The sequence below is a fragment of the Solirubrobacter deserti genome (genome assembly GCF_027587175.1).
Classification (GTDB): Bacteria; Actinomycetota; Thermoleophilia; order Solirubrobacterales; family Solirubrobacteraceae; genus Solirubrobacter; species Solirubrobacter deserti.
Genome location: NZ_JAPCID010000016.1, coordinates 12,904 through 33,401, shown reverse-complemented (window position 1 = coordinate 33,401; position 20,498 = coordinate 12,904). Strand labels below are relative to the sequence as shown.

24 protein-coding genes are annotated in these 20,498 nt (G+C 73.5%); 9 read left to right on the top strand and 15 right to left on the bottom strand.

Annotated elements, in window-relative coordinates:
- The first annotated feature begins 27 nt into the window (after positions 1 to 27).
- On the top strand, positions 28 to 2,883 hold the full coding sequence (locus tag OJ962_RS13175) for an EAL domain-containing protein (RefSeq protein ID WP_270006390.1): 2,856 nt from the start codon (positions 28 to 30) through the stop codon (positions 2,881 to 2,883).
- Here OJ962_RS13175 and OJ962_RS13170 read toward each other — a convergent pair whose 3' ends face one another.
- Together OJ962_RS13170 and OJ962_RS13165 are read right to left on the bottom strand one after the other, a co-directional pair.
- Positions 2,884 to 3,444: a hypothetical protein gene (locus tag OJ962_RS13170; RefSeq protein WP_202958463.1), complete on the bottom strand. Its 561-nt coding sequence runs from the start codon at positions 3,442 to 3,444 to the stop codon at positions 2,884 to 2,886.
- A 52-nt stretch (positions 3,445 to 3,496) separates the two neighbouring features.
- Positions 3,497 to 4,546 carry an NAD(P)-dependent alcohol dehydrogenase gene (locus tag OJ962_RS13165; protein ID WP_202958462.1) on the bottom strand — a complete coding sequence of 350 codons (1,050 nt, stop codon included), beginning with the start codon at positions 4,544 to 4,546 and terminating at the stop codon, positions 3,497 to 3,499.
- 106 nt (positions 4,547 to 4,652) lie between these two features.
- Here OJ962_RS13165 and OJ962_RS13160 point away from each other — a divergent pair, with 106 nt between their 5' ends.
- The gene (locus OJ962_RS13160; protein ID WP_202958461.1) at positions 4,653 to 5,492 is read left to right on the top strand and encodes a helix-turn-helix domain-containing protein; all 840 of its coding nucleotides are present in this window, start codon (positions 4,653 to 4,655) and stop codon (positions 5,490 to 5,492) included.
- On the opposite strand, the gene OJ962_RS13155 is transcribed toward OJ962_RS13160, so the two are convergent.
- Positions 5,411 to 5,584 carry a hypothetical protein gene (locus tag OJ962_RS13155; RefSeq protein ID WP_202958460.1) on the bottom strand — a complete coding sequence of 58 codons (174 nt, stop codon included), beginning with the start codon at positions 5,582 to 5,584 and terminating at the stop codon, positions 5,411 to 5,413. The two genes, OJ962_RS13160 and OJ962_RS13155, sit on opposite strands and share 82 nt — an antisense overlap.
- Positions 5,581 to 6,225: a DsbA family oxidoreductase gene (locus OJ962_RS13150; RefSeq protein ID WP_202958459.1), complete on the bottom strand. Its 645-nt coding sequence runs from the start codon at positions 6,223 to 6,225 to the stop codon at positions 5,581 to 5,583. Before OJ962_RS13150 ends, OJ962_RS13155 begins: the two co-directional genes overlap by 4 nt.
- Positions 6,226 to 6,263: 38 nt before the next feature.
- On the opposite strand from OJ962_RS13150, the gene OJ962_RS13145 reads away from it, so the two are divergent.
- Both OJ962_RS13145 and OJ962_RS13140 read left to right on the top strand, forming a co-directional pair.
- Positions 6,264 to 6,542 (top strand): cupin domain-containing protein, encoded by a 279-nt coding sequence (locus tag OJ962_RS13145; protein ID WP_202958458.1) that lies wholly within the window; start codon positions 6,264 to 6,266, stop codon positions 6,540 to 6,542.
- A gap of 27 nt (positions 6,543 to 6,569) precedes the next feature.
- Complete coding sequence (locus OJ962_RS13140; protein WP_202958457.1) at positions 6,570 to 7,514, top strand: NHL repeat-containing protein; 945 nt, start codon at positions 6,570 to 6,572, stop codon at positions 7,512 to 7,514.
- 3 nt (positions 7,515 to 7,517) lie between these two features.
- Here OJ962_RS13140 and ald read toward each other — a convergent pair whose 3' ends face one another.
- The gene (ald, locus tag OJ962_RS13135) at positions 7,518 to 8,654 is read right to left on the bottom strand and encodes an alanine dehydrogenase (protein WP_202958456.1); all 1,137 of its coding nucleotides are present in this window, start codon (positions 8,652 to 8,654) and stop codon (positions 7,518 to 7,520) included.
- 55 nt (positions 8,655 to 8,709) lie between these two features.
- Between ald and OJ962_RS13130 the strand changes: the two genes are divergently transcribed.
- Positions 8,710 to 9,156: an Lrp/AsnC family transcriptional regulator gene (locus tag OJ962_RS13130; protein WP_202958455.1), complete on the top strand. Its 447-nt coding sequence runs from the start codon at positions 8,710 to 8,712 to the stop codon at positions 9,154 to 9,156.
- On the opposite strand, the gene OJ962_RS13125 is transcribed toward OJ962_RS13130, so the two are convergent.
- Positions 9,128 to 10,174: a glycosyltransferase gene (locus tag OJ962_RS13125; protein WP_270006389.1), complete on the bottom strand. Its 1,047-nt coding sequence runs from the start codon at positions 10,172 to 10,174 to the stop codon at positions 9,128 to 9,130. The genes OJ962_RS13130 and OJ962_RS13125 overlap by 29 nt on opposite strands.
- Before the next feature lie 139 nt (positions 10,175 to 10,313).
- On the opposite strand from OJ962_RS13125, the gene OJ962_RS13120 reads away from it, so the two are divergent.
- The gene (locus OJ962_RS13120) at positions 10,314 to 11,363 is read left to right on the top strand and encodes an HD-GYP domain-containing protein (protein WP_202958453.1); all 1,050 of its coding nucleotides are present in this window, start codon (positions 10,314 to 10,316) and stop codon (positions 11,361 to 11,363) included.
- Here OJ962_RS13120 and OJ962_RS13115 read toward each other — a convergent pair.
- Entirely contained in the window at positions 11,349 to 11,930 is a 582-nt protein-coding gene (locus OJ962_RS13115; RefSeq protein ID WP_202958452.1) for an HD domain-containing protein, read from the bottom strand. The two genes, OJ962_RS13120 and OJ962_RS13115, sit on opposite strands and share 15 nt — an antisense overlap.
- On the bottom strand, positions 11,927 to 12,328 hold the full coding sequence (tsaA, locus tag OJ962_RS13110; protein WP_202958451.1) for a tRNA (N6-threonylcarbamoyladenosine(37)-N6)-methyltransferase TrmO: 402 nt from the start codon (positions 12,326 to 12,328) through the stop codon (positions 11,927 to 11,929). The genes OJ962_RS13115 and tsaA overlap by 4 nt, the downstream gene beginning before the upstream one ends.
- Positions 12,329 to 12,349: 21 nt before the next feature.
- Between tsaA and OJ962_RS13105 the strand changes: the two genes are divergently transcribed.
- Positions 12,350 to 12,985 (top strand): pentapeptide repeat-containing protein, encoded by a 636-nt coding sequence (locus tag OJ962_RS13105; RefSeq protein WP_202958450.1) that lies wholly within the window; start codon positions 12,350 to 12,352, stop codon positions 12,983 to 12,985.
- On the opposite strand, the gene OJ962_RS13100 is transcribed toward OJ962_RS13105, so the two are convergent.
- Together OJ962_RS13100 and OJ962_RS13095 are read right to left on the bottom strand one after the other, a co-directional pair.
- Positions 12,962 to 13,882: a zinc-binding dehydrogenase gene (locus OJ962_RS13100; protein ID WP_202958449.1), complete on the bottom strand. Its 921-nt coding sequence runs from the start codon at positions 13,880 to 13,882 to the stop codon at positions 12,962 to 12,964. The two genes, OJ962_RS13105 and OJ962_RS13100, sit on opposite strands and share 24 nt — an antisense overlap.
- 10 nt (positions 13,883 to 13,892) lie before the next feature.
- A complete protein-coding gene (locus tag OJ962_RS13095; protein WP_202958448.1) occupies positions 13,893 to 14,138 on the bottom strand; it encodes a hypothetical protein in 246 nt (81 codons plus the stop codon).
- 91 nt (positions 14,139 to 14,229) lie between these two features.
- On the opposite strand from OJ962_RS13095, the gene OJ962_RS13090 reads away from it, so the two are divergent.
- The gene (locus OJ962_RS13090) at positions 14,230 to 14,751 is read left to right on the top strand and encodes a PadR family transcriptional regulator (protein WP_202958447.1); all 522 of its coding nucleotides are present in this window, start codon (positions 14,230 to 14,232) and stop codon (positions 14,749 to 14,751) included.
- Here the strand turns inward: OJ962_RS13090 and OJ962_RS13085 are convergent.
- The 4 genes from OJ962_RS13085 to OJ962_RS13070 are packed head-to-tail and all read right to left on the bottom strand — an operon-like array spanning position 14,741 to position 18,469.
- A complete protein-coding gene (locus OJ962_RS13085; RefSeq protein WP_202958446.1) occupies positions 14,741 to 15,739 on the bottom strand; it encodes an ABC transporter ATP-binding protein in 999 nt (332 codons plus the stop codon). The two genes, OJ962_RS13090 and OJ962_RS13085, sit on opposite strands and share 11 nt — an antisense overlap.
- The gene (modB, locus tag OJ962_RS13080; RefSeq protein ID WP_202958445.1) at positions 15,676 to 16,488 is read right to left on the bottom strand and encodes a molybdate ABC transporter permease subunit; all 813 of its coding nucleotides are present in this window, start codon (positions 16,486 to 16,488) and stop codon (positions 15,676 to 15,678) included. Before modB ends, OJ962_RS13085 begins: the two co-directional genes overlap by 64 nt.
- A complete protein-coding gene (gene modA, locus OJ962_RS13075) occupies positions 16,489 to 17,226 on the bottom strand; it encodes a molybdate ABC transporter substrate-binding protein (protein ID WP_202958444.1) in 738 nt (245 codons plus the stop codon).
- 49 nt (positions 17,227 to 17,275) lie between these two features.
- Positions 17,276 to 18,469, bottom strand: a complete 1,194-nt coding sequence (locus OJ962_RS13070; RefSeq protein WP_270006387.1) for a hypothetical protein — start codon at positions 18,467 to 18,469, stop codon at positions 17,276 to 17,278.
- Between the two features lie 83 nt (positions 18,470 to 18,552).
- Here OJ962_RS13070 and OJ962_RS13065 point away from each other — a divergent pair, with 83 nt between their 5' ends.
- Entirely contained in the window at positions 18,553 to 19,563 is a 1,011-nt protein-coding gene (locus OJ962_RS13065) for a sigma-70 family RNA polymerase sigma factor (protein WP_202958442.1), read from the top strand.
- 336 nt (positions 19,564 to 19,899) lie between these two features.
- Here the strand turns inward: OJ962_RS13065 and OJ962_RS13060 are convergent, their stop codons facing one another.
- Entirely contained in the window at positions 19,900 to 20,481 is a 582-nt protein-coding gene (locus tag OJ962_RS13060) for a hypothetical protein (RefSeq protein WP_202958441.1), read from the bottom strand.
- Positions 20,482 to 20,498: the final 17 nt, after the last annotated feature.

Here is a 20,498-nt window from a genome sequence, read left to right as displayed (position 1 = left end):
CCGAAATGTTCTGACCATTCGAATCCGATGACCAAACTCGCCGCCGAGACGGCACGCGTGCTCGCGGGTGCGCGGCAGGATGGCCACGAAGGGCTGTCGGCGGTCGCGCGCATGCTCGCAACCCGCTTCGACGGGGGTTGCCTGGTGTTGTTCCGCTCGCACCTGGACTCGACGCTCGTCCCGGTCGCCGGCCACCACGACGACGCCGGGATCGCCGGCCGTATGAGCGAGTTCCTCGGCGCGCCGTCCTCGTTCACGAGCACGCGCGCGGTCGGGCTGCTCGGCGCGGGCACGACGCTGCTGGCGTCCGGCACGCCCGAGCACCTGGGCGCGTGGTTCGGTCCGCATGCGGGCGCGGTCGACCTGTGCTCGGCGCTCGCCATGCCCGTCCGGGAGCGTGACGGCGCCGTCCGTGCCGCGATCCTGCTCGCCCGTCACGCCCAGCAGGCGCCGTTCAGCCGCGCCGACCGCGAAGCCCTGGAGGGTGAGGCGGCCGCGATCGGCGAAGCGCTCGAGCGTGAGTGGCTCGCGTGGGAGCTGCGCCGCACCGAGGTCGCCGAGGCCCGCGCCGCGCGGGGGCTGCGGCTGGCCGAGGAGCGCTTCACCGCCGCCTTCCGCCATGCCCCGGTGGGTCTCGCGCTGTTCTCGCTCGGCCCGGGCGCGGCGCTGATCGTCGAGACCAACCCGCACCTGGCGGCGCTGCTGGGCGTGAGCGAGGACGAGCTGCGCCGCCACAGCTCGCCGCGGGACTTCGTGCACGCCGACGATCTGCCCGCGCTCCACGAGGGCATGCGGCGCGTGCGCGCGGGCGAGGTGGAGGCCGCCACCGTCGAGGCGCGGCTGCGGCGGGCGGACGGCGAGCTGCGGCTGTGCGAGATCGCGCTCTCGCTCGTCCGCGACGGCCAGGGTGAGCTGCGCTTGGGGCTCTGCCAGGCCGTCGACGTCACCGATGCACGGCGCGACGAGGCGCGCGCCGAGCGCCACGTGCGCTGCCAGCGCGCGCTGGCCGCGATCGGCCGGCGCGCGGTCGAGGACGCCACCTGGGAAGGACTCGCGGCGGCGACGCTCCCCGCGCTCGTCGACGCGCTGCGCACCGACCAGGCGTGCGTGCTGTCGGCCGAGCCGGGCGGCTCGCTGCGCGTGATCGCGGGAGAAGCGGCGTTCGCGCTCAACCATCCGTTGCCGGACCGGCCGGTGGCCTACAGCGCGCGCGAGCTGCCGGTCGTGTGGCTGGCGCGCGGCGTGCGGACGGCGCTGGTCGTGCCGATCACGCCGCACACCTGCCGCGCGCCCCCCACCCACACCGACGACGATCCCGGGTCCGACCTCGGGTCCGTCGAGGCCCCCCCGCACCTGCTGGCGGCGGCCGCCGAACGCCGCGACGCCGAGGCGGGCGCGCGCCGGCGCGCGCTGCTGGACCCGCTCACGGGCCTGCCGACCCGCACGCTGTTCGGCGACCGGATCGGTCACGCGGTGACGCGCGCCGCGCGTGAGAACACGACGCTCGCCGTCATCCGTCTCGATGTCAACCGCTTCACCGACGTCAACGAGACCTTCGGGCACGGCCTCGGCGACGACCTCATCCGGGCGCTGGCCGAGCGGCTCGACGGCGCCCTGCGCGCCCCCGACTCGCTCGCGCGCATCGGCGGCGACGAGTTCGGCGTGCTATGCGAGCACGTCGGCGACGAGCGCGGCGCGCTCGCGGTCGTGCAGCGGCTGCTGCGCACGTTCGACGCGCCGATCGTGCTCGGTGATCGGCGCCTGCACGTGTCGGCCGGCTTCGGGGTCGCGGTCGGCGGCGGCGACGCGAGCCCGGAGGGCCTGATGCGCGACGCCGACACCGCGATGCGGCGCGCGAAGGAGCGCGTCGGCACCGGCTACGAGCTGTTCGACGCCGCGATGCGCCGCCGCGTCGTGCAGCGCCTCCAGCTCGAGCAGGACCTGCGGCGCGCGCTCGACGGCGACGAGCTGCGGCTCCACTACCAGCCGCTGGTCTCGTTGCGGGAGCGGCGGATCGTCGGCGTCGAGGCGCTCGTGCGCTGGGAGCACCCGGAGCGCGGGATGGTCTCGCCCGCCGACTTCGTGCCCGTCGCCGAGGAGACGGGGCTGATCGTGCCGCTCGGCGCCTGGGTGCTCGACGAGGCCTGCCGTCAGCTCGCGCGCTGGCAGGACGACTCGATCTACGTGTCCGTGAACCTGTCCGGCCGCCAGCTCGCCGTGCCTGGGCTCGCCGACCAGGTCGCCCGCACGCTCGAGCGCGCGGGGATCGCGCCGGAGCGGCTCGCGCTCGAGCTCACCGAGACCGTCCTGATGGCCGAGACGAGCTCTCCCGCCGCGATCCTGGAGACGCTGCACGCCCTCGGCGTCAAGCTGCTGCTCGACGACTTCGGCACGGGCTACTCCTCGCTCAACTACGTCAAGCGCTTCCCGCTGGACGGCATCAAGGTCGACCGCTCGTTCGTCGCCGGCCTCCCGCACGACGAGAGCGACCGCGCGATGCTGCGCGCGATCGCCTCGATGGCGAGCGCGCTCGACATCGCGGTGCTCGCGGAGGGCGTCGAGCGGCTCGACCAGGCGTCCTGGCTGGCCGGCGTGGACTGCGACGTCGCGCAGGGCTTCGGCCTCGCCCGCCCGGCGCCCGCGGATGTGATCGGCACGCTGTTGCGCGACGGACTCCCGCCTGAGCGCCTCGAGTGGACGCTCGTGCCCGAGCCCGACCACGACGACGAGGCGACGATGCCGCTCAGCGAGGCGGCCGAGGCGCTCGGCGTCTCGACGAGCACGCTGCGCCGCTGGGCCGACACGGGCCGCATCGGCGCGCACCGCACCGCGGCCGGGCACCGCCGCTTCCCGGTCTCGGAAGTGCGCCGGCTGCTCGGCTGATCACACGAACCAGAGCGCGGCGAACCCCACGCACGTCACCGCGGTCAGCGCGCAGCCGGCGTAGAAGACGGCGCGGTGGGGCCGGACGAGCCCGAAGACGAGGAGCGCGATGGCGGCGACGCCCGGCACGAACAACCCGAGGAACTGCGGGGTCGAGCGCAGCTGCTCGGTGCGGTTCCACGGGATGCTCGCGTCGCTGCTCTGGCACTCGACGGTCTCGTCGACGAGCTCCTCGGGCTCGGGGATCTCCAGCCGCCCGACGAGCTCATCGCCGACAACGGCGTTCGGGGACACGGCTTCGCGGGCCCAGCGGACGCAGTAGTCACCGTCGGCGTCGGTGCGGAAGCCGCCGACCGGCTCGTCGAGGCGGGACTCGAACTCGACCGAGAACTCGGTGTCGGCGAGCACGCGTCCGTCCTGCGTCTGCAGCCGGCCGCGGTACTCGGTGGTCTTGTCCGGGCTCTCGGCGCAGTAGGACGTGTCCCAGGCGCACGAGAGGCCGCCCAACGCGAAGTGCAGGAAGACGACGCCGCACGCGACGAGCAGGACGGCGATGAACACGACGCGGGAGATTCCCCCATCGTTGCGTACCCGCCGTCCCGCTCGCGCCGGGTCAGAGCGTGGAGTTGTCGATCACGAAGCGGTAGCGCACGTCGCTGTTGAGCACGCGCTCCCAGGCCTCGTTGACCTGGCCGGCCGAGATGACCTCGATCTCGGCGGCGATGCCGTGCTGGGCGGAGAAGTCGAGCATCTCCTGCGTCTCGGCGATCGAGCCGATGCCCGAGCCCGCGAACGAGCGTCGCTGGAGCAGCAGCGAGAACACCGGCACGGGCAGCGGCTCGCCGGGCGCGCCCACGTTGACCAGCGCGCCGTCGGTCTTGACGAGGCTCAGCAGAGCGCCCATGTCGACCTGCGCGCTGACGGTGTTGATGATCAGGTGGAAGCGGTGCACGAGCGTCTCGAACGTCGCCTCGTCGCTGGTCGCGTAGTAGTGGTCCGCGCCCAGCCGCAGGCCGTCCTGCTGCTTGCGCAGCGACTGCGAGAGCACGGTCACCTCGGCGCCCATCGCCTTGGCGAACTTGACCGCCATGTGGCCGAGCCCGCCGAGCCCGACGACCGCGACCTGCTTGTCCGGGCCGGCCTCCCAGTGGCGCAACGGCGAGAACGTCGTGATGCCGGCGCACAGCAGCGGCGCGGCCTGGTCGAGCGGGAGCTCGTCCGGGATCCGCAGCACGAAGTCCTCGTTGACGACGACGTGGTCGGAGTAGCCGCCGTAGGTGACGGTGCCGTCGCGGTCGATCGAGCCGTAGGTCTGCGTGTTGCCGGGGATGCAGTACTGCTCGTTGCCGGCCTGGCAGTTCTCGCACTCGCGGCACGAGTTGACCATGCAGCCGACGCCGACCCGGTCGCCGACGGCGAACTTGGTCACGTCGGAGCCGACCTCGGCGACCACGCCGGCGATCTCGTGCCCCGGAACGGCCGGGTAGGGGATCTCGCCCCACTCGCCGCGCGCGAAGTGGATGTCGGAGTGGCAGATGCCGCAGAACTTGATGTCGATGCGGACGTCGTCCGGGCCGAGCGCGCGGCGCTCGATCTCCAGCGGTCCGAGTGCGGCGGTCGGCGACAGCGCGCCGACGGCCTTGGCCTTGGTGATAACGGTCATGTCCGCGGCCCACTATGCGAGCGCGGCGCACGCTGCGAAAGGACCCTGCGAGAGGGGTACTGGCAGGGCACCCCGGCCCGCGCAGGGATCGCCGTACATTGGAGTGATGGGCCAATCGCGCGAGCTGTCGCAGTTCCTCGCCGCGCGCCGGGCGGCCGTCACGCCCGCCGACGTCGGCATCCCCGTGCACGGCCGGCGCCAGGTCGCCGGGCTGCGGCGCGAAGAGGTCGCGTCGCTGGCCGGCGTGAGCGTGGAGTACTACAAGCGCCTCGAGCGCGGACAGGCCACGAGCCCGTCCGACAGCGTGCTCGGCGCGCTCGCCGACGCGCTGCGGCTCAACGCCACCGAGCGCTCGCACCTGTTCGACCTCGCCCGCGCCGCCGGGCCCGCGTGCCCCACGCCGCGCGCCGAGCCGGCCGCGCTGCGCCCGATCGCCCAGCGCGTCCTGGACACGATCCAGGCCGCGGCGGTCGTCATCAACGCGCGCGGCGACTACATCGGCGCCAACGCGCTCGGCCGCGCCCTGTTCGAGCCACTCTTCGACAGCCCGGAAGGCGCCAACAGCGCGCGCTTCCTGTTCCTGGATCCCGCGGCGCGGACGTTCTGGGTCGACTGGGAGCAGATCGCGAAGGCCACCGTGGGCTCGCTGCGCAGCTACGCCGGGGCCAACCCGTGCGACCCCGCGCTGACGTCGCTCGTCGGCGAGCTCTCCACTCGCAGCGAGGCGTTCCGCACGTGGTGGGCGGCGCACACCGTCCACGCCCACCAGGCCGGCGTCAAGCGCGTGCGGCATCCGCTCGTGGGCGAGGTGACGGTCAACTACGAGATGCTCACGTTCGCGGCCGACGACGTGCCGATGGCGGTCTACACGCCCGAGCCGGGCAGCGCCTCCGAAGCGGCGCTCAACTTGCTCGGCAGCTGGATCGCGACGCCCGCGGCCGTCTGAGCGTCCGGCTGCGCCTCCTCGGTGGAGAGCAGGCAGGCGTCGCCCTCGCAGGCCGCCGCGTCCGGGTCGCCGAGCATCTCGAAGGCGCTCATGACGGCACCCGCTCGGACTGGACCTGCTCGAGCGCCTGCGCGAACGCCTCGGGGGCCTGGGCGCCGGAGATGCCGTACCTGCCGTCGATGACGAAGAACGGGACGCCGCGGATGCCGTAGCGCATCGCCTGCTCCTGGTCGGCGTGGACGGCGGCGAGGTGCTCGTCCGCGTCGAGCGAGCGCACGACGTCCGCGCGGTCCAGCCCAACCTCGGCGGCCAGATCCGCGAGGTCCTCGACGCGGCCGACGTGGCGGCCCTCGACGAAGTACGCGCGCAGCAGGCGCTCCTTCATCTCGAGCTGGCGGCCGTGCGCCTTCGCGTAGTGCAGGAGCTGGTGCGCCTTGACGGTGTTGGTGTGCTGGAGGGCGTCGAAGTCGTAGTCGAGCCCGACCTCGGCCGCGATGCCCGCGACGTGGTCGAGCATCGGCTTGACCTGCTCGGCCGGCATGCCCTTGTGCGCGACCAGGAAGTCGATCTCCGAGCCCTGGAAGTCCACCGGCGTGTCCGGCGCCAGCTCGAACGAGTGATACTCGACCTCGACCGGGAAGCCGGCGGACCCGGCCTCGAACTTGCGCTTGCCGATGTAGCACCACGGGCAGGCGATGTCGGACCACACGTCGACCTTGATCACGTCGCTCATACTTCAGAAAGTATAGTGACCCCTGTAGCGTCCGCCGCATGGCCGACTTCCACAGCGAGACGATGTCCGTCATCACGAACGACATGGCGCCTGGCGCGGGGCCGGCGCTGCACCGTCACCCGTACGAGGAGGTGTTCGTGATCGTCGAGGGCGAGGCGACGTTCACGCTCGGGGACGAGACGCTCGTGGTGCGTGGCGGAGAACCGCCGGTGGTCGCGCCGCCGAACACGCCGCACGCGTTCAAGAACACCGGCACGGGTCGGCTGATCACCGTCGACATCCACGCCAGCCCGGTGTTCAGGACCGAATGGCTGTGAGGCGCGCACTGACCATCGCGGCCCTCGGTGCGTCGCTCGCCGCTCGCGGCTCCGGCGTACTTCTTCGAGCGGACGGCCGGGCGGTTCGGGCTGGTGCAGAACCGACTCGCCGGGACCAGGCAGGTGCAGGTGCTCCCGGCCGGCGCGGCCGCCGGCGTGACGATCACGGTCGACATGGTGGCCGGCGGGATCGACGCGTTCGGGGTCGACGGGCGCGGCCGGATCGTCGTCGCCGGCTCACGGGCCGGGCAGGCCGGCGTGACGCTGTGGCGCTTCGAGCGCGACGGCCGGCCCGACCTCGGCTACGGCGGCGACGGGACGGTCGAGGTGCCGGAGCTGCGCGCGGCGTGGGAGATGATCGTGGAGCGCGACGGCCGCGTGTACGCGATCGAGCCGCGCCGGCTGGTGGGGCTCGACGCCTCCGGCAAGCCGCTCCCGGGCTTCACGCGGACCGGCCTGCCGTGGCCCGCGGGCCACTACGACGAGCGCTGGATCGACGGGTTCGCGCGCGGCCGGGACGGCACCTTCACCATCCTCGGCTCGGACTCCGGCTACGAGCTTCCCTTCGTCGCCCGGCTGCGGCCGAACGGCAGGCTCGACCGGCGCTTCGCCGCGCGCGGCTTCTTCGCGCGGCACCGGACGTTCAAGAGCGAGATCGAGTTCTCGGCCGTTACGGTAGATCGCCGCGGACGCGTCCTGTTCGGGGGCTCGGTGTTCGCGGACGGGTACGTCGCCGCGCTGTACCGCCTCACCGCGCGCGGCCGGCTGGACCGGACGTTCGCGCGGCGGGGCATCAAGGAGTTCCGGCTCGGCCGGCCCGCGGGCATCGACATCGGGCGGTCGACGATCGGCCACATCGCGGTCGACCGGCGCGGGCGGATCGTCGTCGCGGGCAACGTCTACGACGAGGACTTCGAGTACCGCGAGGACATCGGCAACCCGTACCCGGCGATCGCCCGCCTCCACGGGTAGCCGTCAGGCGACCGCGAGCTCGCCCTCCAGGGCCTGCGCCGGCGCGACGAAGTCGAGGCCCTGGTCGCGCGCGACCGGCTCGCTCGTCAGGCGCCCGCCGATGGTCGCCAGGCCCTCGAGGAAGCCGGGGTCGGCGAGCAGCGCGTCGCGCACGCCGCGGTCGGCGAGCTGCAGCACGTACGGCAGCGTGGCGTTCGTGAGCGCGCGCGTGGACGTGATCGGCACGGCGCCCGGCATGTTCGCGACGCAGTAGTGCACGATGCCGTCGACCTCGTAGGTCGGCTCGGAGTGGGTCGTCGGGCGCGAGGTCTCGAAGCAGCCGCCCTGGTCGATCGAGACGTCGACGAGCACGGCGCCCGGCTTGAGCGCCGGGAGCTGGTCGCGGCGAATCACGGACGGGGCCTTGGCGCCGTGGACGAGCACCGCGCCGATGATCAGGTCCGCCTCGGCGATGCCCTGCTCGACGTCCAGCGTCGAGGCGAAGCACGTGTCGGCCGCGCCGCCGAGCGTCTGCTCGAGCTCGCGCAGGCGCTCGATGCTGCGGTCGTAGATCGCGACGTCGGCGCCCATGCCGATCGCGACCCGCGCCGCGTTGGTGCCGACCACGCCGCCGCCGATGACCATCACCTTCGCGGCGGCCACGCCGGCGACGCCGCCGAGCAGGATGCCGCGCCCGCCGGAGTGCTTGTGCAGCGTGTAGGCGCCGGCCTGCGTGGCGAGCTTGCCCGCGACCTCGCTCATCGGCGCCAGCAGCGGGAGCCGGCCGCGCGGGTCGGTCACCGTCTCGTACGCGATCGACGTCGCGCCCGAGGCGATCAGGCCGTGGGTGAGCTCGGCGTCCGGGGCCAGGTGCAGGTAGGTGAAGAGCGTCTGGTCTTCACGCAGGCGCGCGACCTCGGCCGGCTGCGGCTCCTTGACCTTGACGACGAGGTCGGCGTCGGCGAACACAGCGTCGGCGTCGGGGACGATCGTCGCGCCCTGGGCGACGAAGTCCGCGTCCGGGATCGCGGACCCGGCGCCCGCGCCCGCCTGGATGAGCACGGTGTGGCCGCGGCCGGTCAGCTCGCGCGCGCCCGCCGGGGTCAGCCCGACGCGGTGCTCATCGACTTTGATCTCTGTGGGGACGCCGACGACGGTCATTGCGGGACTGTCACCCCCCACGCGACCGACTTGCAAGATGTGAAGGTCATCTGCTGTGGTTTCGGCTGTGTCCGGCGAGATCGACAACCACATCATCCGTGAGCTCGTCCGAAACGGACGGGCGCCGTTCGCGCAGATCGCGCAGGAGGTGGGCCTGAGCGCGCACGCGGTCGCCGAGCGCGTCCGGCGGCTGGAGGCGCGCGGCGTGATCCGCGGCTACACGGCGCTGATCGACCAGGGCGAGCTCGGGCGCTCGCTCGGCGCCTACATCGACGTGCGGCTCGCGCCCACGACCGACCCGGACACGTTCGAGCGTCTGGCCCGCTCGCTGCCCGCGACCCGCTCGATCGCGTTCGTCACCGGCCGCTTCGACTACATCGTGCAGCTCGCGTGCGAGGACGCGGCAGACCTCGACCAGACCGTGCGCGAGCTGCGCAGCCGCGGCGGCGTCGCCGCCACCGAGACGCGGATCGTCATGCGAACGATCGAAGTTCCGCGCTGACGCGCGCGTAGACGGCGGCGTACTGCTCGGCCACCAGCTCGGGCGTGAAGCCGAGTGCGTACTCGCGCGCCGCCGCCAGATCCGGCCGGCGGCGGCCGCACAGCACGTCGTCGAGCGCGGCGGCGAGCGCGTCCGGGTCCTCGGGCGCGACGAGGATCCCGCGCCCGTCGGCGAGCACCGCCGGCAGCCCTTCCACGGCGGCCGCCACCACCGGCGTGCCCAGCGCCATCGCCGTCACCACGCTCTGTGACCACGCGTCGGCGCGTGAGGGCGCGGCCAGCACGGCGGCGCCGGCGACCCACGGCGCCGGATCGCGCTGCCAGCCCGCGAACACCGCGTCCGGCGCGAGCGCCTCCAGATGCTCGCGCAGCGGCCCGTCGCCGACGAAGTACGCCGGCGGGCAGGCCGGCACGCGGCGCAGCGCGCGCGCCAGCACGTCGGGGCCTTTGTCCGGCGCCAGGCGCCCGCAGAACACGATCCGTGGCGACGGCAGCCCGGGCCGCGGACTCGCGGCCAGGCCCACGACCGGGGAGCGTCCGGGGGCCAGGCGCTCCGGCGCCAGGCCCGCCTTCAGCACGGTTGCGCGCGCGGCCGGACCGTGGGCGAAGAAGTGGTCGACCCGTGGCAGCGCCGCGCGCAGCTCCCGCTCCTGCGGCGGGCCCGGCCAGGTCAGCGCGTTGTGCTCGCTCGCCACCAGCGGCACCTCCGGCGCGAGCACCTGCGCCGCCGCCCACCAGGCGCCGAACATGTGCGCGTGCACGAGCTCGGCCCCCGCCAGCCGCGGGGCCAGCCACGCCGCGAACGCGCGGGACGGCGCCCACTGCAGCCGGCCCAGCTCGCCGCGCAGGCACTCCGGCTCGAAGCCGTGCTCGCGCGCGAGCTGAAGGCCCGCACGGCAGGCCTCGCCCGCGAGCAGCCGCGTCTCGATCCCGTGCTCGCGCAGCGCGACGCTCAGCCGGAGCGCGCTCAGCTGCGCGCCGCCCGGCTCGAGCTTCGCCAGAACGCGGACCACGTCCACTCCGACCAGCTTCCTCGCTCGACGGGCCGAAGATGTAAATGCCGTGTGAGCGCTCGGAAGTTGCCACTTCGTCAGCGTGCGAACCATTTCCGGCATATGCCTTCAAGTTCGCGCGGCGATCGGCCGATACTCACCGCCGATGCAGACCCAGTCGGACCCGGCCCAGGAGTTGATCGGCCTTGTCCAGCGGCTGTCGCTGGCCCGCTCGCTCCCCGAGATCCAGTCGATCGTCCGCACCGGCGCGCGCCGGTTGACGGGGGCCGACGGCGCGACGTTCGTGCTGCGCGACGGCGACAAGTGCTTCTACGCCGACGAGGACGCCATCGAGCCGCTGTGGAAGGGGCAGCGCTTCCCGCTCGGCCAGTGCATCTCGGGCTGGGCGATGAACAACCGGCGCTCGGTCGCGATCGAGGACATCTACGTGGACGAGCGGATCCCGCACGCCGCGTACCGGCCGACGTTCGTCAAGAGCCTCGCGATGGTCCCGATTCGCACGCTCGACCCGGTCGGTGCGATCGGCAACTACTGGGCCGACATGCGCCGCCCGAGCGACCACGAGCTCGACCTGCTGCAGGCGCTCGCGGACTCGACCGCGGTCGCGATCGAGAACGTGCAGGTCTACGAGCAGCTCGACGCGGCGCGCACCGAGACGCTGCAGTGCCTCGCGCGCGCCGCCGAGTACCGCGACGGCGCGACCTACGAGCACACCGAGCGCGTCGCCGACCTGGCCGCGCGGATCGCGTCCGAGCTCGGCTGGGAGCCGCACCGCGTCGCGCTGCTGCGGCTCGCCGCCCCGCTGCACGACATCGGCAAGCTCGCGATCTCCGACGCCGTCCTGCTCAAGCCGGGCCGGCTCAGCGAGCAGGAGTTCGAGCAGGTCAAGGGCCACGCCGAGGCGGGCGCCTCGATCCTCGACGGCGCGCACTCGGACGTGCTGCGGATGGGCCGCGCAATCGCCCGCTCCCACCACGAGTGGTGGGACGGGACCGGCTATCCGTACGAGCTCTCCGGGACCGCGATCCCCGAGGCCGGCCGGATCGTGGCGCTCGCCGACGTCTACGACGCGCTCACCTCGCCGCGCCCGTACAAAGACGCTTGGACGCCGGAGCGTGCCCGGGACGAGATCGTCGCCCTGCGCGGCCGCCAGTTCGACCCGGACGTCGTCGACGCCTTCCTACGGCTCGGCTGAGCGGCGCGCCTGCAGCGCGTCGAAGCGCGCCAGGAACGCGCGCTCGGCCTCGTCCGGCGGCCATGCGACCAGCTCGAGGTCGAGCGCCTCGACGCCCTCGAGCTCCGGCCAGTCCCAGCTCTCGCCGCTGAGCGTGCGCCGCTCGGTGGCGAGCAGCGCGCGGTCCACGCGCTTGATGTCCGGCACGTCGGACTTGATCGCGAAGCGCTCGCGCAGCACGCCCTCCAGGTGGCCCTCGGCCTCCTTGAACGCGGCGCCGAGCGGGGAGCGGTGCTTGATCGGGTGCGGCATGTCGCCGAGGTAGGCCTCGCTGGCGTCGTGCATGAGCGCGGCGAAGACGTCCTCGACGTCGCCGCCGCGCGCCTCCACCAGCTCGCTGACGATCACCGAGTGCTGCGCGACGGAGTAGAACGGCCGACAGTGCCCGCCGAAGCGGCAGACGTTCGCCAGTGCGCGGGCGATGTCGTGCGGGTCCAGCTGCTCGGGGTCGGGGTCGAACGGGTTCACGAATCGCCCCGACACGGTTTGCAGGTACGGCCCGGGGGCGGGTGGGGAAGGTCGGCTCATCGTTCCTCGATGCTGCGCAGCAACGGCTTGACGTCGACGATCGGCGTGCCGTCGAGCGCTTCCAGGTTACGCACGTGCAGGCGCGGGCCGTTCACTTCGAGCACGGTCACCCGGTGCAGGCCGATCGGGTTCGGGCGGTCCGGCGAGCGCGTGTTGAACACGCCCTGGACGCCGCGCGAGCGGTCGCCGCGCGGGATCACCTTGAGCACGTCGCGCTCGGCCTGGTCCAACCACGTCAGCAGGAGCAGCTCGTCGCCCGCCACGATCCCGTCGAGGCCTTCCGCCACCGCCTCGTCGAACACCAGCCAGGCGTCGGGCGCGCCCTCGTCCCCCTGTTTGGGCGCGTCCTCACGCAGCGTGAGCGGCGACTGCACCCGTCCGATCGCGACCAGGTTCATGACGTCGTAGCCTCCCAGACGATGCGGGTGGAGAAGCCGGACGTCCTCGACGACGAGGACCTGACGCCGTGGACGCCGGACGGGCGCTTCGACGTCGAGGACGCGCTCGTGGGCGAGCTCGACCTGAGCGAGCTCAAGGCTGCGGGCGCGCGCGTGCTGCGCAGCCGGCTGGACCGCACGCGCCTTGCGAGCGCGCGGCTGCGCTCGCTGCGGCTGGCGGACGTGGTCGTCACCGACGCCGACCTCTCCAACGCGGACGTCGGCGGCGGGGCGCTCACGCGCGTGCGCTTCGAGCGCTGCCGGATGACCGGGTTCAAGGTGGCGGAGGCGACGCTGGAGGACGTCGCGTTCGTGGGTTGCAAGCTCGATCTCGCCAGCCTGCGCGCCAGCAAGCTGCGCCACGTCAGCTTCGAGGACTGCGTGCTCGACGACGCGGACCTCAGCGGGGCGGAGATCCGCGAGTCGCGCTTCGCCGCGTGCGCGATGCGGCGCGTGGTGGTCGATCACCTGCGGCTGCGGGCCGTCGACCTGCGCGGCAGCGACGTGGAGCCCGACGGCGACGTCACGGCGCTGCGTGGCGCGACGATCGACCCGGTGCAGCTCGTGAGCCTCGGCCCGCTGCTCGCCCGCGGGCTAGGCATCGACATCCGCGACTGACAGGACGATCTTCGCGCGGCCGATGGTCGGGGCGACGGCGAGCTCGAACGCCTCCTGCGCGCGGGTGACGGGCAGCACGTCGGTGATGTAGGCGCCCAGCAGCTCCCGGTGTTCGAGCAGGTAGGCGCGGGCGGCCCGCAGGGCGCTCGCCCGCTCGACCGTGACGCCGGAGAGCAGCGTTCCGTTCTTGCGGAAGAATGGCGTGAACGGGAACGGGTAGTGCGTGTCGTCGGGGACGCCGAACGCGTACAGCGTGCCGTCGGGCGCGAGCGCGTCGACCGCCGCCGACAACGTGTGCGTCTGATGGCCGACGGCTTCGATCACGACGTGGAACGCGTCGTGGGGGAGGGCGGTGGCGTCGTCCCAGCGCACCTCGCGCAACCCGAACGGCTCGGCGAACGCGCGCCGGTCCACGCGGTCGACGCCGCTCACGAGCGCGCCGCGCCGGCTGAGCACGTGCGCGAACAGCAGCCCGATCGAGCCGAGCCCGATCACGGCCGCGCGCCGGCCGGTGACGTCGCCGAGCCGGTCGAGCGCGTGCAGCACCGTGCACAACGGCTGGATGACGGTCGCCTCGACGTCGCTGAGGTCGCTGTCGACCGCGATCACCTGGTCGGCGTCGGCGACGAACCACTCCGCGAGCCCGCGGTGCCCGGCCGGCCAGCCGACCACGCGCGTCCCGTCCTCGGCGTCCCCGACCACCTCGTGCAGCGGGAAGCCGGGGTCGCCCGTGTTGTCGATGAAGTGCTGGCTGCGGCGGCCGCGGAACATCGGCAGGTCCGAGCCGCAGATCCCGCCCGCGCGCAGCCGCACGAGCCGCTGGCCGGCGCCGGCGACCGGCACCGGTACCTCGACACGCTCCAGCCGTCCCGGCGCGATGATCGCGTACGCCCACACGGGCGTCAGCTTAGGGAGCGATCTCGGCGTGCGCGGCACGTCGGCCGAGCACGCCCGAGGCGGTGTCGCGCGCGCTGGCGACGGCGCGCTCGGCGTCCGTGGCACTGACCGTCATGTGCACGAGCATCCGACCGATGCCGAGCTCGATCGACGCGCCCGGCGCCGCGGCGGTGAGGCGCGCGCGCAGGCGGTCGAGGCGGTCCTGGGTCGGCGGATCGCCCGGCAGGGTGAACTCTTGGATGACGCGATAGTCCATGCACGACACGGTCAGTGGTTGTAGCCGAGCGCCGGTCCGCCATCGGCCTGATGGTCAGATCGCAACGCGCGCGGTAGGTTTGCCCGCGTCGATGCGGCGCCGTCCAGACCAGCTCGCGACCGGCGAGTGGGCCGTGCTCGCGCTCGTCGCCGAGGGGCCGACGCACGGCTTCGCGATCGCCCGCGCTCTCGCGCCCGGCGGCGAGGTCGGGCGGGTGTGGGCGATGCGCCGCCCGCTCGTGTACCGGACGCTGGACGTGCTCGCCGAGCGGGAGCTCGTGCAGGAGGTGGGGACCGAGCCGAGCGGGAGCGGCCCGCCGCGCACGGTGTTCGACGTGACCGCCGACGGCCGCGCGCGGGTGGACGCGTGGCGCCTGGAGCCCGTGTGGCACGTCCGCGACGCGCGGGCGGAGCTCATGCTCAAGCTGCTGTTCCTGGACCGTTCCGGCGTCGATCCGGCGCCGCTGCTGACCGCGCAACGCGAGCGCCTCGGGGCCATCGCGCGCGAGCTCGAGGACGCGCGCGACGAGGGCTTCGCACGCACGCTGGCGCTGTGGCGGCTCGAGAGCACGCGCGCGGCGATCCGGTTCGTGGACGGCCTGCTCAGCGGATGACGCGGGCGCTGCCCGGCGCGAAGGACGCGTAGGCGCGCGCACCGCGCTCGAGGCCATCGGCGGTCCCGACCTCGGCCACCAGCGGGCCGACGCGCACGCGGGTGCGCCCGCGGTCGGGCGTGATCGCGCCGACGGTGCCCGCGAGCACGTTGCCGGCGGCGGGCGGGCGGCTCGTGACGGCGATCTCCCACGGGTAGACGGCCACGCCGACGCGCCCGCGCGCGGGCTCGGCGACCTCGATCACGGTGCCGTCGTCGAGCGTGACGCGCGTGCCCTCGGCTTCCCCGTGCAGGAGGTTGCCGCCCGTGAGGCTGGCGACGAACTCGTCGGCGGGATGCGCGGTGAGTTCCTCCGGCCGCCCGATCTGGTGCAGGCGGCCGTCGCGGATCACGCCGACGCGGTCGGCGAGCGTGCTCGCGTCCAGGAAGTCGTGCGTGACCATCAGCGTGGGGATGCGCTGCGCGGCGAGGATGTCGGCGAGCTCCTCGCGCACGGCGGCGCGCGTGTGCGCGTCCAGCGCGGACAGCGGCTCGTCGAGCAGCAGCACCTGCGGGTCGCGGCCGAGCGCGCGGGCGACGGCCACGCGCTGGCGCTCGCCGCCGCTCAGCCGGGTCGGTTTCTCGCGCGCGAGATGGCCGATCCGGAAGCGCTCCAGCAGCTCGCCCACGCGTGCCTGCGACGCGCCGCCGAAGGCCACGTTGGCCGCGACGGTCAGGTGCGGGAAGAGCGCGTACTCCTGGAAGACGAGGCCGACGCTCCGGCGGTCCGGCGCGCGGTCGATCCGCCGCGCGCTGTCGAACCACACGTCGTCGCCGAGGGTGATCCGGCCGGCGGACGGCGTCCGCAGCCCGGCGACGTGGCGCAGGATCGTCGACTTGCCCGCGCCGCTCGGCCCGACCAGCGCGAACGTCTCGGCTTCGACCGTCAGGCGGGCGCGGAGCTCGAACGTGCGAAGGAGGTCGGTGAGGTCGAGCTCGAGCGGCGCCACGAGAGGAGCTTGTACGAAAGCAGCACGACCGCGCTGAGCACCACGAGCAGGATGCCGATCGAGAGCGCGACGTCGAAGCTCGCCTCGAGCTGCTCGTAGATGGTCAACGTGAGCGTGCTCGTCTCGCCGCGGACGTTGCCGGCGAACACGATCGTCGCGCCGAACTCGCCGATCCCGCGCGCGAACGCGAGCACCCAGCCGGCGACGAGGCCGGACGCGGCGAGCGGGAGCGCGATGCGGGCGAACGTGCGCGCGGGGGAGGCGCCGAGCGTGCGCGCCGCGTCGTGCAAGGTGGGGTCCACGCTCTCGAACGCGCTGATCGCCTGGCGCAGGTAGAACGGCGAGGCGACGAAGACGACGGCGAGCACGACCGCCCACTCCGTGAACGGCAGCACGAACGCGCCGCCGAGCAGCCCGCCGGCCCCGAACGCGGCCAGCAGCCCGATCCCGGCCACCGCGGGCGGCAGCACGAGCGGCAGCTCGATCAGCGTGATCACCAGCGCGCGGCCCGGGAACCGGCGGGTCGCGACCAGGTAGGCGGCGGGCGTGCCGACGAGGAGGATCGCGCCGTTGGCGATCGCGTTCGTGCGGGCGGTCACGGCCAGCGCGTCCCGCACCGCCGGGTCGCCCAGCAGGCTCGGCACGTCCCCGAGCGGGACCTCCGTGAACAGCGCGACGATCGGGATCGCCAGGAAGGCCAGGACGACGCCCAGGCACAGCGCCAGCAGGGCGGTGAACCCGGCGCGCACTCAGTCCCCGGGGGGCGGCGTGAAGCCGAGGCGCTGGAGCACGCTCCGGCCCTCCGGCGACCGCACCTGGTCGATGAACGCCTGCGCCGCCTCGGTGTTGGCGCCTTCCCGCTGGACCGCGCACAGCAGGTACTGGATCTTCGGCTGCACGTCCGCGGGCAGGCGAATCACCTCGACCCGGTCGCCCGTGGCGCGCGCGTCGGTGTTGTAGGCGAAGCCCGCGTCGGCCGACCCGAGCGCGACCTTGGCGCTGAGGCTTGCCACGTCCGGCTCGTTGGAGACGGTGTGGCGGGCCAGGACGTCGCTCAGCCCGGCGTTGTCGAGCAGCTCGCGCGTGTACTTGCCGACCGGCACGTCCTCGGCACCCACCGCCAGCCGCCGCCGCGGGCCGGACGCCAGCGACTGCAGCGACGTCACCCTGCCCGGGTTGCCCGTGGGGACCATCAGCACGACCGCGTTGCCGGCGAACGCCACCGGCCGCGAGCAACGCCCGGCGGCGTGCAGCGCGGTCGGCTCCTTCGCACTGGCGGAGGCGAAGACGTCCGCCGGCGCGCCGCGCTCGATCTGGGTCTGCAGCTGGTTGGAGCCGGCGAAGTTGTACCGGGGCGCCTTGTCGATCGCCGGGAAGACGTCCCGCAGCGAAGCCGCGGCGTAGACGGTCACGGGCGTGTCCGCGGCGGCCCCGCCGCACGCGGGGAGGACCACGAGGAGGGCGAGTGCGAGCAGGCGGAACCGCATGACCGGCATCCTAGTCAAAATCGGACTACTGCATAGGTGATGCCTAGGCTCAGTCGGTGGCGACGTGCAGCGCCGGCTGGAAGCCGGTGCGCCACGTCACCCGCACGCGGCCGTCCGCGAGCACCGACACGCGCGGGGCGTGCGGCCCGTCCGTTGCCGCGACCTTCTCGCGCCGCCCGTTGCGCTCGAGGTAGACCGCGCCGCGGGCGGCCCAGGTGACCAGCGGGCGGCTGTCACCCGTGAACGCGACGTCGGCCCCGGTGCCGTCCGCCGTGAGCGTGCGTCGCGCGCCGAACCGTTGGCCCGGGCGCGCGGCGGCCACGCGGACGGCCTTGCGCTCCCCGCGCACGAGCGCGGTCCAACTCGCGAGCGCGCGGCCATCCGGCGCGAGCGCCACGCGCGCGTCCCCGTCGGGGTCGTCCGCGAACGCCGAGAGCGTGCGCGCGCGGTCCAGCAACTGGGCGGGCCGGAAGCGCCCACCGGCGCGCACGGCCGCGTACACGCGGGTGCGCTCGTTCTGCTCCTCGCCGCCGTCGCGGGTGCTCCACGCGACGACCGCGCGCCCGCCCGTGCCGAGGGCGGCGACCGGGGTCGCCATGTCCAGCGAGCGCCCGACGGTGACGGGAAGCCCCGGCTTCCCGGACCGCGAGACGATCGCCGCCCGCACGTGGTCCTGCGTGGACCAGGCCACGAGGACGCGGCCGTCCGGCGCCGTTGTCACGGTCAGCTCGTCCACGCCGGGATCGAGGTCGCCTGCGTCGGGCTCACTCGCCAGCGTGACGGCCTTGCCGCCGACGAGCGCGCGCACCCGCACGCGCGTGTCGGAGAGGTGCTCCGCCCACGCGACGGCGCCGGGAGCGAGCTCGACGGGCTGCGCGTACCCACGCACCGGAAGCGGGGCGCGGCTGAGCACGCGCCCGTCGGCGGCCACGGCGGCGAGGTCCATCCTCGTGCCGCCGCAGCGCTGGGTGTTGAGCACGGCGGTGTAGTGGTCGGCCGTGGCGATCGGGCCGGCCCACAGCTCCTCGCGCAGCTCGGTCACGGGCGGCGGCGCGGTTGCCGCCAACGGCGCGAAGCCGCTCGCGCAGTCGCCGAAGGTCGCGCCGATCAGGCCGCCGCTCAGGCCGGCGACGATGGCGTCGTAGCTCGCGCCGCGTCCGTCCAGCGCGCTGGTCAGGCGCTCGTGCGACCAGGTGGGTGCGGCGGCGACGGCCGCGGCCAGCAGCGGTTCGATCAGGCGCATGCCGACCACGGTCGTACCCCGCCCGGCCACACCGAAGCCACCCAGGGTGGATCCGAGGTCCACCCCGGTTAGAGTTCCGGGTGATGCCGCGGACCGCCGAAGCCCCGATCGAGCAGGAGCTCGAGACCTACCGCAAGGCCCTCACGGGCTACTGCTACCGGATGATCGGATCGGGGGCCGAGGCCGAAGACGCGGTGCAGGAGACGATGGTCCGGGCGTGGAAGTCGGCGGACAAGCTGCAGGAGCGCGGCGCGCTGAAGGCGTGGCTGTTCCGGATCGCGAACAACGTCTGCCTCGACATGCTCGGCAGCGCGCAGCGGCGCGCGACGCCGATGGACATGGGGCCGAGCTCCAGCGCGGACGGCCCGCTCGGCGAGATGATCGTCGACAGCGCGTGGGTGCGCCCGATCGCGGATGTGAAGGTGCTCGAGCCGACCGCCGATCCCGCCGAGCTGGCGGCCTCCAAGGAGTCGCTGCGGCTCGCGTTCGTGGCCGCGCTGCAGAACCTGCCGCCCAAGCAGCGCGCCGTGCTGATCCTGCGCGAGGTGCTGCGCTGGCAGGCGTCCGAGGTCGCCGACCTGCTGGACACGAGCGTCGCCTCGGTCAACAGCGCGCTGCAGCGGGCGCGCGCGACGATCGAGCAGCTGGACCTCGACGAGAGCGGCGCCGCGGAGGTCGACGAGGCCGAGCAGAAGGAGCTGCTGAGCAAGTACGTCAAGGCGTTCGAGGCCTACGACATGACGGCGCTGACCGCGCTGCTCAAGGACGACGCGGCGTTCAGCATGCCGCCGTTCCCGCTGTGGGTCGTCGGGCCGGAGCAGATCGAGGCCTTCATGCGGGGCAAGGGCGCCAAGTGCGAGGGCTCGAAGGTGCTCGTGACGTCGGCCAACGGCGGTCCGGCGTTCGGCATCTACAACCCGACGCCGGAGGGCGACTACGCCGGCTGGGCGGTCGTCGTGATGGAGACCTCAGCCGGGCGGATCTCGGGGCTGCACCACTTCATCTACCCGGAGCTGTTCGCGGAGTTCGGGCTCCCGCTGCGGCTCGACGGCGAGCACGTCGGTGAGGCCGACGAGCTCCAGCAGCCCGCGTAGATCCGGGGACACGTTCTGCAACCGCACGCGCTGACCGCGCCGGCGGGCGCGCAGCTGCATGCGCGCGAGTGAGTCGACGAGCGCCAGATCGGGGCGGGTCGCGTCGACGTAGCCGAGCACCTCGTCGGTGTCGGCGTTGACGATCAGCACGGCGTCTTTGTTCATGTCACCGACTAAGACGACGCGCCTCGCCGAAACTCATCGCCCGGCCCCATTGACCCGGCCGGTGGATTTGTGGATGATCCCATCGAATTTGTCTACGACGGCGCCGTGGACAGACAGGCGGCCGCGGCCGGCCCGGGTACTCCTCCCCGGGCCGGCCGCGGTGGCCAGCAGTTACCGGCGGTCCTCGTGCGAGCTGTGCGAGGCGGTTGCGCGGCCGTTCGAAACCGTGTCTTGGTCACGGTCGCGGTCGAAGCGGCGCTCGGACTCGAGCTCACGTTCGCGGCGCACGTTCTGGGGCGCGCCGCCGCGGCGCTTGCCGATGCGCGGCATCATCGCGAGCAGGATCAGGCCGGCGCCCATCGCGCCCATGATGAGCTTGGTCCAGTTGTTGGTGGCGATCAGGCCGAGGATGTCCGTGCCGTCGGAGAGCGCGATCAGCGCGCCGACGATCATCGCGACGCCGACCATGAACGCCATCGACTTCGCGCCCCAGTGCACCGGCGCGCCGAGCAGCAGCAGAAGACCGGCGGCGGCGAACAGCGCCCACGTCCAGCCGTTGCCCTCGACGCCGAGGAACGTGCTGCCGTTCACGGTCCCGTCGGGGATGTCCATCGTGAAGCTCTGGTTCGCGAAGATGAACCCGAGCACGCCGAACACGAGGGAGGCGATGCCGACGATCGCGACGGGTCCCTTCGCCAGGGACAGCCCTTTGCGCGGTTTGACGGTGTCGTCGTAGGTCTCGGTACGTGCCATGTGATCCTCCTAGAAGC

What these genes read in the sequence shown, in the direction of transcription:
- OJ962_RS13175 (WP_270006390.1), top strand. Translation starts at nt 28, where the DNA reads ATGACCAAACTCGCCGCCGAGACGGCACGCGTGCTCGCGGGTGCGCGG.
- OJ962_RS13165 (WP_202958462.1), bottom strand. Translation starts at nt 4,546, where the DNA reads ATGACCGTTATCACCAAGGCCAAGGCCGTCGGCGCGCTGTCGCCGACC.
- OJ962_RS13160 (WP_202958461.1), top strand. Translation starts at nt 4,653, where the DNA reads ATGGGCCAATCGCGCGAGCTGTCGCAGTTCCTCGCCGCGCGCCGGGCG.
- OJ962_RS13155 (WP_202958460.1), bottom strand. Translation starts at nt 5,584, where the DNA reads ATGAGCGCCTTCGAGATGCTCGGCGACCCGGACGCGGCGGCCTGCGAG.
- OJ962_RS13150 (WP_202958459.1), bottom strand. Translation starts at nt 6,225, where the DNA reads ATGAGCGACGTGATCAAGGTCGACGTGTGGTCCGACATCGCCTGCCCG.
- OJ962_RS13145 (WP_202958458.1), top strand. Translation starts at nt 6,264, where the DNA reads ATGGCCGACTTCCACAGCGAGACGATGTCCGTCATCACGAACGACATG.
- ald (WP_202958456.1), bottom strand. Translation starts at nt 8,654, where the DNA reads ATGACCGTCGTCGGCGTCCCCACAGAGATCAAAGTCGATGAGCACCGC.
- OJ962_RS13120 (WP_202958453.1), top strand. Translation starts at nt 10,314, where the DNA reads ATGCAGACCCAGTCGGACCCGGCCCAGGAGTTGATCGGCCTTGTCCAG.
- OJ962_RS13115 (WP_202958452.1), bottom strand. Translation starts at nt 11,930, where the DNA reads ATGAGCCGACCTTCCCCACCCGCCCCCGGGCCGTACCTGCAAACCGTG.
- tsaA (WP_202958451.1), bottom strand. Translation starts at nt 12,328, where the DNA reads ATGAACCTGGTCGCGATCGGACGGGTGCAGTCGCCGCTCACGCTGCGT.
- OJ962_RS13105 (WP_202958450.1), top strand. Translation starts at nt 12,350, where the DNA reads ATGCGGGTGGAGAAGCCGGACGTCCTCGACGACGAGGACCTGACGCCG.
- OJ962_RS13095 (WP_202958448.1), bottom strand. Translation starts at nt 14,138, where the DNA reads ATGGACTATCGCGTCATCCAAGAGTTCACCCTGCCGGGCGATCCGCCG.
- OJ962_RS13090 (WP_202958447.1), top strand. Translation starts at nt 14,230, where the DNA reads ATGCGGCGCCGTCCAGACCAGCTCGCGACCGGCGAGTGGGCCGTGCTC.
- modA (WP_202958444.1), bottom strand. Translation starts at nt 17,226, where the DNA reads ATGCGGTTCCGCCTGCTCGCACTCGCCCTCCTCGTGGTCCTCCCCGCG.
- OJ962_RS13070 (WP_270006387.1), bottom strand. Translation starts at nt 18,469, where the DNA reads ATGCGCCTGATCGAACCGCTGCTGGCCGCGGCCGTCGCCGCCGCACCC.
- OJ962_RS13065 (WP_202958442.1), top strand. Translation starts at nt 18,553, where the DNA reads ATGCCGCGGACCGCCGAAGCCCCGATCGAGCAGGAGCTCGAGACCTAC.
- OJ962_RS13060 (WP_202958441.1), bottom strand. Translation starts at nt 20,481, where the DNA reads ATGGCACGTACCGAGACCTACGACGACACCGTCAAACCGCGCAAAGGG.